Source organism: Brevibacterium sp. HMSC07C04 (genome assembly GCF_001815905.1).
Lineage (GTDB): Bacteria > Actinomycetota > Actinomycetes > Actinomycetales > Brevibacteriaceae > Brevibacterium.
In genome coordinates this window covers 62,720-74,497 of sequence record NZ_KV823255.1, presented here as the reverse complement: position 1 = coordinate 74,497, position 11,778 = coordinate 62,720, and the positions used below count along the sequence as shown (strand labels likewise).

At 62.9% G+C, this 11,778-nt stretch carries 12 protein-coding genes; 3 read left to right on the top strand and 9 right to left on the bottom strand.

Annotation, left to right across the window (positions count from 1 at the left end; translation table 11 throughout):
• Window positions 1–93: 93 nt before the first annotated feature.
• Window positions 94–1,290 carry an acyl-CoA dehydrogenase family protein gene (locus HMPREF3162_RS05300; RefSeq protein WP_070574272.1) on the top strand — a complete coding sequence of 399 codons (1,197 nt, stop codon included), beginning with the start codon at window positions 94–96 and terminating at the stop codon, window positions 1,288–1,290.
• A 126-nt stretch (window positions 1,291–1,416) separates the two neighbouring features.
• Here HMPREF3162_RS05300 and HMPREF3162_RS05295 read toward each other — a convergent pair whose 3' ends face one another.
• The 6 genes from HMPREF3162_RS05295 to pyrH form a co-directional block, all read right to left on the bottom strand.
• Window positions 1,417–2,067 (bottom strand): acyl-CoA synthetase family protein, encoded by a 651-nt coding sequence (locus tag HMPREF3162_RS05295; RefSeq protein WP_070777138.1) that lies wholly within the window; start codon window positions 2,065–2,067, stop codon window positions 1,417–1,419.
• Window positions 2,068–2,077: 10 nt separating this feature from the next.
• A complete protein-coding gene (locus HMPREF3162_RS05290; RefSeq protein WP_070574268.1) occupies window positions 2,078–2,635 on the bottom strand; it encodes a DivIVA domain-containing protein in 558 nt (185 codons plus the stop codon).
• 41 nt (window positions 2,636–2,676) lie between these two features.
• Window positions 2,677–4,005 (bottom strand): 23S rRNA (adenine(2503)-C(2))-methyltransferase RlmN, encoded by a 1,329-nt coding sequence (gene rlmN / locus HMPREF3162_RS05285; RefSeq protein WP_070777137.1) that lies wholly within the window; start codon window positions 4,003–4,005, stop codon window positions 2,677–2,679.
• 66 nt (window positions 4,006–4,071) lie between these two features.
• Window positions 4,072–4,989 carry a phosphatidate cytidylyltransferase gene (locus tag HMPREF3162_RS05280; RefSeq protein ID WP_070777136.1) on the bottom strand — a complete coding sequence of 306 codons (918 nt, stop codon included), beginning with the start codon at window positions 4,987–4,989 and terminating at the stop codon, window positions 4,072–4,074.
• A gap of 1 nt (window position 4,990) precedes the next feature.
• Window positions 4,991–5,548 (bottom strand): ribosome recycling factor, encoded by a 558-nt coding sequence (gene frr / locus HMPREF3162_RS05275; protein ID WP_070574263.1) that lies wholly within the window; start codon window positions 5,546–5,548, stop codon window positions 4,991–4,993.
• Window positions 5,549–5,575: 27 nt separating this feature from the next.
• A complete protein-coding gene (gene pyrH / locus HMPREF3162_RS05270) occupies window positions 5,576–6,319 on the bottom strand; it encodes a UMP kinase (protein ID WP_070574261.1) in 744 nt (247 codons plus the stop codon).
• Window positions 6,320–6,484: 165 nt separating this feature from the next.
• Here pyrH and HMPREF3162_RS05265 point away from each other — a divergent pair, with 165 nt between their 5' ends.
• Entirely contained in the window at window positions 6,485–7,507 is a 1,023-nt protein-coding gene (locus HMPREF3162_RS05265; protein ID WP_070777135.1) for a YeiH family protein, read from the top strand.
• A gap of 148 nt (window positions 7,508–7,655) precedes the next feature.
• Here the strand turns inward: HMPREF3162_RS05265 and tsf are convergent, their stop codons facing one another.
• Complete coding sequence (gene tsf, locus HMPREF3162_RS05260) at window positions 7,656–8,483, bottom strand: translation elongation factor Ts (protein WP_070574257.1); 828 nt, start codon at window positions 8,481–8,483, stop codon at window positions 7,656–7,658.
• 41 nt (window positions 8,484–8,524) lie between these two features.
• Window positions 8,525–9,382 (bottom strand): 30S ribosomal protein S2, encoded by an 858-nt coding sequence (rpsB, locus tag HMPREF3162_RS05255; protein WP_070777134.1) that lies wholly within the window; start codon window positions 9,380–9,382, stop codon window positions 8,525–8,527.
• Window positions 9,383–9,775: 393 nt separating this feature from the next.
• On the opposite strand from rpsB, the gene HMPREF3162_RS05250 reads away from it, so the two are divergent.
• Window positions 9,776–10,786: a peptidoglycan DD-metalloendopeptidase family protein gene (locus HMPREF3162_RS05250; protein WP_070777133.1), complete on the top strand. Its 1,011-nt coding sequence runs from the start codon at window positions 9,776–9,778 to the stop codon at window positions 10,784–10,786.
• A gap of 20 nt (window positions 10,787–10,806) precedes the next feature.
• Here the strand turns inward: HMPREF3162_RS05250 and HMPREF3162_RS05245 are convergent, their stop codons facing one another.
• Entirely contained in the window at window positions 10,807–11,769 is a 963-nt protein-coding gene (locus tag HMPREF3162_RS05245) for a tyrosine recombinase XerC (protein WP_070777132.1), read from the bottom strand.
• Window positions 11,770–11,778: the final 9 nt, after the last annotated feature.

The window sequence follows — 11,778 nt, the reverse complement described above, 5'->3', positions numbered from 1 at the left end:
GAGGGACCAGGGGATATTCGTCACAGAAAATACATATCTCGGCTATACTCTTTTTTGGAAGTCCTCCCTGAGCCCTCTGAACAAAGGAGTGAAATGGCCAAGACCTCACACCCGGACGAAATCCTCGGACTCAATCACCTCTTCTCGAAAGAAGAGCGCGAATGGGCTGGCATCGTCCGCAGCTGGCTGGATGAAAACGTGCGCGAAAAAATCGGCGACTGGTACCTCGAAGGCACCATTCCCGCGCGTGAACTCGCTGAAGGCCTCGGTGAGCTCGGCCTGCTCGGCATGCACCTGGACGGCTACACGCTGCCAGGCGCTTCTGCCCGCATGTACGGCATCGCCTGCCGTGAACTCGAAGCAGTCGACTCGGGCCTGCGCTCGCTCGTCTCAGTCCAGGGTTCGCTGGCGATGTTCGCCATTCACCACTGGGGCTCGGAAGAGCAGAAGGAAGAATGGCTGCCCCGCATGGGCGAAGGCAAGGCCATCGGATGCTTCGGCCTGACCGAACCGGATGTCGGATCGGACCCGTCGAACATGCGCACCACCGCCAAGCGCGACGGCGACGACTGGATCCTCAACGGCGCTAAGATGTGGATCACCAACTCCCCCGTCGCAGACGTCGCCGTCGTGTGGGCCAAGACCGACGAAACCGATGCCAAGGGCCGTCCCATGATCCGCGGCTTCGTGGTTCCCACCGACACCCCCGGCGTGGAAACCCCCACCGTCCAGCGCAAGCTGTCACTGCGGGCCTCCATCACCGGTGAAATCGTCCTGGACAACGTCCGCCTGCCCGGTTCGGCCGTCATGCCGAAGGCAGAGGGACTCAAGGGACCCCTGTCCTGCCTTTCAGAAGCCCGCTACGGCATCGTCTGGGGTGTCACCGGTGCTGCTCGCGACTCCCTGGAACAGGCACTCATGTACACCGGCAGCCGCATCCAGTTCGACAAGCCGCTGGCCGCTTTCCAGATTTCGCAGCAGAAACTGGCGAAGGCCTTCGGCCAGTACTCGAACATCACCCTGCTTGCGTCACACCTCGGCGATCTCAAGGACTCGAAGGACGGCGTGCGCCCCGAGCAGATTTCGCTTGGCAAGATGAACAACGTCGACACCGCTATGAACATCGCCCGCGACCTGCGCGCACTCTTCGGCGGTTCGGGCATCACCAGCGAATACTCGCCGCTGCGCCACGCCATCAACCTCGAAACCGTGCTGACCTACGAAGGCACACACGAAGTTCACCAGCTCACGCTGGGCCGTGCGCTCACCGGCATCAACGCCTTCGCCTGATCCACAGCTGAGGCACTGCTAACGCGAGAAGGCCCCACTTCCAAACAGGGAGCGGGGCCTTCTCGCGGTTGTGCGGGCTGATGCGGCGACAGCCAGGCCGCCTGCTGTGAGTTCGGTTCGCTCTGATCAGCGCAGCAGAGTGCGCACTGCTTCGAGGCTTTCCAAGGCCGTGACCTCAATGCCGTCAAGGAGCATGAGCGTACGTCCGGGTCCCAGCGGCTCGGCGGCCGCGTGTTTGAAGGCCGCCTGCTTCATGAGCGTGTCTACGGCAGACGGTGCGCTGTCCGGCCCATCGGCCAGCAGCTCCGCACCCTCAAAGTGCGTATCGAGTGACCGAGTGGCAGTGTGCATTCCAGCGCGCGCCTGCGATTCAGCGGCGGTCTGCGCCTGATGCTGCACGGCTGCAGAAGATGCCGACCGCAGAATCGGCGCTTCTGCTTTCTGCCGCGGAGTCAGTCCCTTTGAACCGATGACAGCGCACGTGCCCACGCGCATTGCCCCGAGAACAGCCAGCATCAGAGCTGTCGGCTTCAGCCCGTCTTCAACAATGAGCATCTGCGGGGCCGGTTCGGACACAGCGCGCAAAATCCCGGCGAACTTCGCAGCGCGATCCAATGCGTCCTCATAGCTCAGTTCGCACTCGCCAGAGGCAAATGCCTCCCCACCGCGGCCCAAAGCAATCGGGTGGTCAAGCAGTTCGACGACAGGGTTGAACGTCCCCTTGTCCTGTGGACCGTTGGTCGCAGGCTTGCGGAACCAATGCAGATCGGCGTTCACAGAGATCCCCTCAGTCGACAGAGGCCATGACTTCCACGACACGGTCGATGAACGCATCGACCTCGTCTTCATCGTAGGCTCGCTCACCGCGGCGGGTGCGGAACAGAACTCGGCGCACCTCGTCGACGCTCATCGCCCGGCCCTGTGTGAAGTAGGCGCTGATCTTGTCGCACAGTTCGTCGACCTCAGCGAGGTCATAGCCGATGGTGCGGTCGGCGGCAAGTTCGAACCGCTCACCGCGAGGACGCTCCAAACGGGCCTGCAGCGACCCGGCTGCAGAAGACAGTCTGTCCATCCACGCCTTTTCGCCCTCTTCGGCAATCAGCCGTTCGCGAGACGATTTGGCAAAAGCGTCCTCCAAACGGTCGAGAGCCGCGTCGACAACACCGACGTGGTAGCCGCGGCGCACCAAATCGAAGCCAACGGTGCGCACTGCGCGAGCATCGAGATCACCCGGGCCGGGCTGTTCGCGCTCATAGGATTCGCGGGCTCGCTTGAAGAAGCTGTCAACCTGTCCGGGATCATAGCCGGACTTCCACCCCGACATCCTGGGGAAGCTCTTCTCCATGTGGTCTCCTCTTAGGTGATGCGTGCTGTGTTCGGCTTGTCTCAGTCCTCGCCGGACGCTGCCAGCTGACCGCAGGCACCGTCGATGTCCTGTCCGCGGGTGTCGCGAATGGTGGTGGGAATTCCGGCCGAAACCAGGCGGTCTACAAATTCCTGGGCAACCTGCGGTTCAGATGCGGTCCACACCGAGCCCGGAGTGGGGTTGAGGGGAATCGGGTTGACGTGCACCCAGCCCCGGCCTCGGGCATTGAGCTTCTTTGCCAAAAGGTCTGCCCGCCACGCGTGGTCGTTCATGTCTTTGATGAGGGCATATTCAATCGACACCCTGCGGCCCGTTGTGCGGTAGTAGTCATAGGCGGCGTCAATCGCCTCGTCGGCATTCCAGCGTGTGTTGACCGGAATCATCTCATTGCGCAGGCCGTCATCGGGTGCGTGCAGGCTCAGGGCGAATGTGACGGGAATGTCTTCGCTCATGAGTTTGCGGATGCCCGGCACCAACCCCACCGTTGAAACCGTTATGCGCCGCGGCGACATTCCCAGGCCGTGCGGGGCGGCGTCGGTGAAGCGGCGGATGGCGTTCATGACGCGTTTGTAGTTGGCTAGGGGTTCGCCCATTCCCATGAACACGATGTTCGTCACCCGCTCTTGGCCAGCGGGTGTTTGGGTGGCAGAGGGTTTGGCGCCAGCGCTGGTGTGCGCACCGGGCTGAGCGCCTGCGTCGGATTCGCCGGATTCGTCGCCGACCGCGGCTGCCTGTTCGCCGAGCATGTTGATGTCCGGCTCCGCGGTCGGTGCGAGTTCCCCTGCGGCGATGGCCTGGTTGGCTCGGATGACCTGTTCGACGATTTCGGCTGTTGACATGTTGCGGGTGAGCCCCTGCTGGCCGGTGGCGCAGAACGGGCAGTTCATACCGCAGCCGCACTGGGACGACACACACAGGGTGATGCGATTGCGGTAGCGCATGAGAACGGATTCGACGAGTGCGCCGTCAAACAGACGCCACAGGAATTTGATGGTGTCGCCGTTCTTGGTCTTCAGCCGGTGGACCTCGCTCAGCAGCGGTGGGAAGAAGGCTTCGGCAAGAGCATCGCGCTTATCGGCCGGGATGTCTGTCATGAGCGCAGGATCGGTGATGTTGCGCTGGAAGTAGTGATTGGACAGCTGCTTGGCGCGGAAGGCAGGCAGACCGAGTTCGCGCACGGCGTCCTGTCGTTCCTCCATCGACATGTCGGCGAAGTGCCGCGGCGGCTGGGTCACGCGCGGTGCGCGAAAGTTCAGCAGCGGGCGGCCATCGCGGGTAGGCGTCTTGGATGTTGAGCCGTCTTCGTGTTCGACGACGGGGCGGACCTGTTTGCGACGCGTGTTGCTCATGACTCCCCTATTATTCCAAAGCTCCCGCGCCAGTGGCCCGAGGGGAGCGTGTGATCGTCGTCCTCATCAGCCTGTGGTGATGAACCCCGGCAGAATTGTGTAGAGCACGAGAACGACGGGGGCGCTGGGCAGGATCGAGTCCAATCGGTCCATGACACCACCGTGGCCCGGCAGCAGATTGCCCATGTCTTTGAGGTCCAGATCGCGTTTGATCATGGATTCCGAAAAGTCCCCGAGCGTTGCGAAGGCTGGGATCACCAGACCGAGAACAGCACCTTCCCACCAGGGCACGTGGAAGGCGAAAACGGCCATGCAGATTCCGACGGTCACGGCGAACACGGTCGAACCTGCATACCCCTCCCAGGATTTCTTCGGTGAGATCTTCGGGGCGATGGGGTGCTTGCCCCACAGCACGCCGAACACGTATCCCCCGGTGTCAGAGGACACGGCCAGGGCCAGGAACGTGATGAGCAGAAGATTGCCCTGCGGCTGGTGGAGGATGTAGACGATGAACGCCGCCATGAGCCCGACATAGGTCAGGGCGAACAGCGACAGGGACACTTCTTTGACCGGATTGGGCCGCCCGGTCATAAGCGAGACGAGCATGATGATGCCCGTTGAAAGGGTGAATGCGACCCATACGGCTTCGCGCCCGCCGAACCAGCTCGACAGCACGAGGCCGGCAGCTGCGGTCATGGTCAGCGGCCGGTAGACATCTGCCCCGGAGCGAGACAGCGCGGTGGACAGTTCCCACGTGGCGGCGAGAACCCCGATGATGGCGATGGCAAGGAACGCCGGAGGGTAGACGAGGAGGCTGACCAGCACGGTCCCGCCGATGCCCACGCCGACCCCGATTGCGGCAGGCAGGTTCCGTCCTGCTTTTCCGTAGTCTTTTTCCGCCGGAGGGGTGACTTCCTCAGGCGACGGCGTCTGCTGTGCTTCCGCGCTGTCGTCTGAGGAAGTCAAGGGTGATTGAGCAGTCAAGTCAGACTTCCATCAGGTCTTTTTCTTTGGCCGCAAGAAGCGTGTCGATTTCGTCGGTCTTGCGCTTCGTGAGCTCGTCGAGTTCGGCCAGGCCCGCCCGGACTTCGTCTTCGCCGAGGTCGCCGTCTTTCTGGAACTTCTCGAGGGTGTCCTTGGTGCGGCGGCGGACATTGCGGATGGCGACTTTGCCGTCTTCCGCGTAGCCGCGCACAATCTTGACGTACTCGCGGCGGCGTTCTTCGGTCAGCTCCGGCAGGACCACGCGGATGACGTTGCCGTCGTTGGCGGGGTTGGCGCCGATATCGGAGTTGCGCAGGGCGGTCTCGATGTTGCCCAGTGCCGACTGGTCGAACGGTGAAATCAGGAGGGTGCGGGCTTCGGGCACCTGGAAGGAGGCCAGCTGCTGCAGCGGGGTCGGCACTCCGTAGTACTCAACCTGAATATTGGCGAACAGCTGCGGGTTCGCGCGGCCGGTGCGCACGGAACCGAAGTTCTCCTGGGTGGCCTCTACGGCGCCGTCCATGCGGCCGCGTGCGTCCTTGAGCTCAGAATCGATCATTGTGTCTCCTATGAATAGTGCTGGCTCTCAGGCAGAGAGCACGGTGCCGATGTTCTCGCCCATGATGGCCGAGCGCAGATTTCCTTCGCCTTCCATACCGAAGACGCGCATAGCGACGTTGTTGTCCATGCACAGGCTGAAAGCTGTCGCGTCGACGACTTTGAGCCCGCGCTGCAGAGCGTCCTGGTAGGAGATGCTGTCGAGCTTCTGCGCCGTCGGATCTGATTTGGGATCGGCCGTGTAGACGCCGTCGACTCCGTTCTTGGCCACGAGAACTTCGTCCGCGTGGATTTCCAGCGCGCGCTGAGCGGCGACGGTGTCGGTTGAGAAGAACGGCAGGCCCGCACCGGCGCCGAAGATGACGACGCGATCTTTCTGCATGTGTCGCATGGCTCGGCGCGGAATGTAGCTTTCAGCGACCTGCGGCATGGGGATCGCCGTCTGCACGCGGGTGTCCACATCGAGCTGTTCCAGGAAGTCCTGCAGTGCGAGGCAGTTCATGACGGTGCCGAGCATGCCCATGTAGTCAGCGCGCGTGCGGTCCATGCCGCCGTTCTGCAGTTCGGCCCCGCGGAAGAAGTTGCCGCCGCCGACGACAATCGACATTTCGACTTCGCCGACAGTGGGCGCGATTTCACGAGCGACAGATGCGACGACATCGGGGTTCACGCCGACCGAGCCGCCGCCGAACACTTCGCCGGAGAGTTTGAGCAGGACCCTGCGCCGATGTGTGGCTTCGGGCTTCGGACTCTCACTCACGGTGTGCGGCATCTGCTTCCTTCCTTCGTTTGGATCGCTCCCAGTCTACCCATCCGCGCCTGCCGATTCTGCATTCCGCCTTGTGGCACGCAGACAGGCGCCCCGCAGCCGCTCTCAGCGTCCGAATCCACCGGGCCGAGTGCGGTGCCGACACCCGCGGGGAGCATAGTAGAGGGCGTGAATACATCCGTCGACTCACTCCCCTCACCGTCCGCGCTGTTGAAGCTGCTGCCGGGTCTTCTGCTGTGCGGCCTTGCCGCAGGTATTGCTTTCGCATTAGCCGCTGCAATTCCGCACACGGGTTCGGTTCTCATGGCCATTGTTCTGGGCGTGCTGGTGCGCAACCTGCTGCCTGCGCTGCCGGCGCGCTTTGACCCCGGGGTTGCCTTTGCGTCGAAACCGCTGCTGCGCGCGGCAATCATCGCCCTGGGCTTTCAGCTGTCGCTGAAGGACATCGCAGCCTTGGGCCCTCTCGTGATCGTGCTGGTCATAGTGCTTGTTGCGGGAGGCTTCTTCTTAAGCGTCGGCTTGGGCCGACTGCTGGGAGTGGGCCGTGACCTGTCAATGCTGATAGGCTGCGGTTTCTCGATCTGCGGTGCAGCAGCAGTCGCCGGCGCGCAGAGCACTCTGCGCTCTCGGAAAGAAGACACGGCGGCTGCCGTCGCGCTCGTGGTTCTGTTCGGAACCATCATGATCGGTGTGGTGCCCCCGCTTGTCGGTCTGTGGGACCTTGCCCCTCGCACAGCGGGCATTTGGACGGGGGCCGGTGTGCACGAAGTCGCGCAGGTCGCTGCGATCGGCGGCATTCTGGGGCCGGCAGCCCTTGAACCCGCGGTCATCGTCAAACTCGCCCGGGTGCTCATGCTCGCTCCGGTCGTGTTCTTCCTGGGCCGCTGGATGGTGCGAGGCGGAGCTTCCGACAGCAGGGAATCTTCCGAACGTCCCCCTCTCGTTCCGCTGTGGGTCGCGCTGTTCATCGTCGCGGCTGTCACGACAACGTTCCTGCCTCTGCCCGGATGGTTCCTCACCGGCGCCGACTGGGTCCAGAAGATCTTTCTGACCGCGGCCATGTTTGGTTTGGGCCTCGGTGTTCATTTCCGGTCCCTTGTTCGCATGGGCCTGCGTCCTCTGATTCTGGCAGCCCTCGTGACCCTGGGGGTCGCCTCAGCCGCGCTGGGCGGCGCGCTTCTCGTGGCCTGAGAGGTACTGCGGGAAGAAGCAGCGGCAGGCAAGCGGCACCTCGTGAGTCTTCCCCGCTTATCCTGCCGACCACCGGACAGAAGAACCGCAGACGCAGAAATGCCCCTCGGCAGTCAGCCGAGGGGCATTTCTTCAGCAGTTCAGACGATCAGACGCCCACGCGGAAGCGCAGGAAGCCCTGAGCGTCGATACCGGCGTCCTTCAGAACAGCCGAGACCGGAGTCTTGGGCTCCTTGGCAAAGCCCTGGTCCAGCAGGCAGTTGTCCTTGAAGAATGCGTTCACGCGGCCTTCCACGATGTTCGGGATGGCCCGTTCCGGCTTGCCTTCGTTCTTGGCGGTCTCCAGGGCGACTTCGCGCTCCTTTTCGACAATCTCAGCCGGGACGTCTTCGCGCGAGAAGTACTTCGGCGACATGGCTGCGATGTGCACTGCGACATCGTGTGCAACCTGGTCGTCTCCGCCTTCGTAGGCGAAGAGAACGCCGACCTGCGGGGGCAGGTCCTTGTTGGTGCGGTGCATGTACTGCGCGATCGAAGGAGCTTCGATACGGCCCACGCGGCGCAGGTCGACCTTCTCGCCGAGCGATGCCCCGCCTTCGGTGATGATCTGCGAAACCGGCTTGCCGTCGATTTCGGTGTTCAGCAGGGTCTCAGCGTTGTCGGCGTTGTTCGACACGGCCAGGTCGAGAACCTCTTCAGCGAGCTTGCTGAAGGTGTCGGACTTGGCGACGAAGTCGGTTTCGGAGTTGAACTCGATCATGGTGCCGACGCCGTTTTCAACGCGGGCCAACACAACGCCGTCCGAGGTGGAACGGCCTTCGCGCTTGGCAGCGCCCTGCAGGCCCTTGACGCGGAGGATCTCAACGGCCTTGGCCTTGTCGCCTTCGGCTTCGTCGAGTGCCTTCTTGACGTCCATCATGCCTGCGCCGGTCTTTTCGCGCAGCTCCTTGATGTCAGCTGTGGTGTAGTTCGCCATGGAATCTCCTTTGGAAGATACGGGGTCGAAGGGACGTGGGGTCAGGCTTCGGGCTTGTCAGCGGCCTTGTCTTCGGACTTTTCAGCTTCAGCCTTGTCAGCTTCGGCCTTGTCTGCGGCGCCCTCGGACTTGCCTTCAAGGAGTTCGCGCTCCCATTCGGGCATCGGTTCGACGGCGGAAACGTTCTTTTCGCCCTCTTCGCTGCCGCCGTGGCGCTTGATGAGGCCTTCGGCGACTGCGTCTGCAACCACGCGGGTCAGCAGCTTGACGGAGCGGATCGAGTCGTCGTTGCCCGGGATCGGGTAGTCGACAACGTCGGGGTCGCAGTTGGTGTCGAGGATGGCGATGACCGGAATGCCGAGCTTGCGAGCTTCGTCAACGGCCAGCTGTTCCTTCTTGGTGTCGACAACCCACACTGCTGACGGGGTGCGCTGCATGTCGCGGATGCCGCCGAGGGTGCGCTCGAGCTTGTCCTTTTCGCGGGACAGGATGAGCAGTTCCTTCTTGGTGCGGCCTTCGCCCGCGGCGTCCTCGAAGTCGATTTCTTCGAGTTCTTTCAGGCGGCGCAGACGACCGGCGATCGTCTGGAAGTTGGTGAGCATACCGCCGAGCCAGCGCTGGTTGACGTAGGGCTGGCCCACGCGCGCTGCCTGTTCTGCGATTGCTTCCTGGGCCTGCTTCTTCGTGCCGACGAAGAGGATCGAACCGCCGTGGGCGACGGTTTCCTTCACGAAGTCGTAGGCGGTGTCGATGTAGCCCAGCGACTTCTGCAGGTCGATGATGTAGATGCCGTTGCGCTCGGTGAAGATGAAGCGCTTCATCTTCGGGTTCCACCGGCGGGTCTGGTGACCAAAGTGAACGCCGGATTCGAGCAGCTGGCGAACGGTGACGACGGCCATGCCGTGGTCTCCTTTCTGTGCGCTTGCGCGCCTAGGGTTCCTGCGGTGAGCTTTGGGACTCGATCGCGGAACGGGTTTCGGTTGGTCCTGGCACCCGCGGACCTGCCGACGCGCTTTCCACTGGACTTGGAATCCATTGGGTGTGGACAGCGCGCACCTGCGGCAGATCGGTTCAATCGGATGCGCGAAGTCAGAAGCAGACACGCTTCTGCTGGTTCTATTCTACGGTGTCGCTCAACCTGGGCAAAACGGGCTGCTGAGTGCAGAGGCTCGCGAGGGGGAATTCAGAGGTGAATGTGACTCCCGTTCTCGTGTCTGGGGATTGCGGCGGGGTTTCCCACAGCTGTCTTCCGGGTCTCGCGGGTAGGGCATGATGCGCGCTGAACTGTCCGCATGAAAGTCATCACCTCTGCTCTATCTGCTGCTGTTTCTGTTGCCATAGCTTCTGTGTTTGCCGCACTGATCGTGGTGGGTGGGCCACATTCTGCCTACGCGCAGAACACCGACGGCGCCGAAGTCGACGCTGCGCACCGTTGGCTGACCCCCGTTCCGGGTCTGCAGATTGTGCGGGCTTTTGACAAGCCCGCACAGAACTGGAATGCGGGCCACCGTGGGATCGATGTTGCCGCAGCAGTCGGTGAGTCGATCCGCTCCCCCGCTGCCGGCACAGTCCGGTTTGTCGGGAAAGTCGCGGACAAACCGGTTATCAGTCTCGAGGTGGGCGGCTACGCAGTGTCGTTCGAACCCGTCGCGGGCACTGTGCGCAAGGGCGATCAGGTTGCTGCAGGGCAGGTGATCGGCACTGTTGCGGATACGTCACACTGCGCTGACGGCTGTGTGCACGTCGGGGTCTGGAAGGCGGACCGGGCTAAGGACTATGTGAATCCGGCTGGTTTCTTTGTTTCCGATGCCTCAATCTTGCTGCCCGAGGCGCAAGCACCTGACCGCCTGCCTGCCGCGGCGCCGGGAGGCTCGGTCGCAAAGTCAGGGGCCGGCGCGTGGGGCGGCTACAGCAACGGCCGCATTCCCACTGTGGCTCTGTGCCCGCTGCGGTCAGCGCCCGGCCACCGCCTGCGGTGTGATGCCGCAAAAGGCTTCGATGCACTCTCTGCGGCATTTGCCCAGAGGTTCGGCCATCCGATTTCGGTGACAGATTCCTACCGCGACTACCAGACACAGGTGACGCTGAAAGCACGCAAGGGCAAGTGGGCGGCAACCCCTGGGCGTTCCAACCACGGGTGGGCATTGGCTGTGGACCTAGGCTCAGGCATCAACAGCTTCGGCACCGCGCAGCATAAGTGGATGAAGGCGAACGCATCCCGGTTCGGGTGGGTGCACCCGCCCTGGGCCCAGCCGTCGGGTTCGCTGCCTGAACCGTGGCATTGGGAGTTCCGCGCGGGCTGACCTCCACCTGGTTCCGGTTCTTATGCGCGCGGGTGGGCCTGCCGGTAGGTGTCTTTGAGCCGCTGCAGGGAAACGTGGGTATAGATCTGGGTGGAGCTCAGACTGGCGTGCCCCAGCATTTCCTGCACTTGGCGAATGTCAGCTCCGTTTTCCACCATGTGCGTGGCCGCAGAGTGCCGCAGTCCGTGTGGTGACAGCCGCGGGGAATCACTGTAGCCGGCCGTTGCCCTGCTCACGACTTCGCGAACTTGGCGCGGGTCAATGCGCTTTCCGCGCACACCGACGAACAGGGCTTCAGGCTCTGCAGCCAGAGCTTCCCGCCCCTCGTCCAGCCATGCGTTCAGCGCTGCTTCTGATGGACCGCCGAAAGGCACCCGGCGTTCTTTGCGGCCCTTGCCGAGCACCGTGATGAGCTTGTTTGCGAAGTCAACGGAGTCCAGGTTGAGGCTCGTCAGCTCAGATACGCGCATGCCCGTGGCATAGAGCAGTTCGACCATGGCACGGTCACGCAGCTGAACCGGGTTCAGATCCGATGCCTGCTCCGAGTCTTCACCAGCTGTCTGCCCAGTGTTGGCAAGTACGGTTTCCGCAGCGCGCTGTTTGAGCACCGCCGGCAGGCGGCCGGGCTTCTTGGGTGCCTGCAGGCGCTCGGCGGGCGATGCTTCGATGCGGCCACTGCGGCGCAAAAAGGTGAAGAACGACCTGACTCCCGCTATGCGGCGTGCCGCTGTGCTGGCAGAAGCTCCGTGTTCGTGGATCTCCATGAGCCACTGGCGCAGGTTTGCCAGTTCGACGTCACACAGGGCGATCGGCTGACCGCCGGCTGCGCGCACAAGGAATTCGAGAACGGAACGCGCATCTGCACAGTAAGCACGCCGCGTGTGCTCGGACACTGTCTGGTGGACCGTGAGTTCGGATTCGTAGTCCTCCAGCGCCGAGGCGTACTCGGTCGGCAGTGCCTCGTGGGGAAGGTTCGAGGTCATAGGCCCAGG

What these genes read in the sequence shown, in the direction of transcription:
- HMPREF3162_RS05300 (WP_070574272.1), top strand. Translation starts at nt 94, where the DNA reads ATGGCCAAGACCTCACACCCGGACGAAATCCTCGGACTCAATCACCTC.
- HMPREF3162_RS05290 (WP_070574268.1), bottom strand. Translation starts at nt 2,635, where the DNA reads ATGGAGAAGAGCTTCCCCAGGATGTCGGGGTGGAAGTCCGGCTATGAT.
- rlmN (WP_070777137.1), bottom strand. Translation starts at nt 4,005, where the DNA reads ATGAGCAACACGCGTCGCAAACAGGTCCGCCCCGTCGTCGAACACGAA.
- frr (WP_070574263.1), bottom strand. Translation starts at nt 5,548, where the DNA reads ATGATCGATTCTGAGCTCAAGGACGCACGCGGCCGCATGGACGGCGCC.
- pyrH (WP_070574261.1), bottom strand. Translation starts at nt 6,319, where the DNA reads ATGCCGCACACCGTGAGTGAGAGTCCGAAGCCCGAAGCCACACATCGG.
- tsf (WP_070574257.1), bottom strand. Translation starts at nt 8,483, where the DNA reads ATGGCGAACTACACCACAGCTGACATCAAGGAGCTGCGCGAAAAGACC.
- rpsB (WP_070777134.1), bottom strand. Translation starts at nt 9,382, where the DNA reads ATGGCCGTCGTCACCGTTCGCCAGCTGCTCGAATCCGGCGTTCACTTT.
- HMPREF3162_RS05250 (WP_070777133.1), top strand. Translation starts at nt 9,776, where the DNA reads ATGAAAGTCATCACCTCTGCTCTATCTGCTGCTGTTTCTGTTGCCATA.
- HMPREF3162_RS05245 (WP_070777132.1), bottom strand. Translation starts at nt 11,769, where the DNA reads ATGACCTCGAACCTTCCCCACGAGGCACTGCCGACCGAGTACGCCTCG.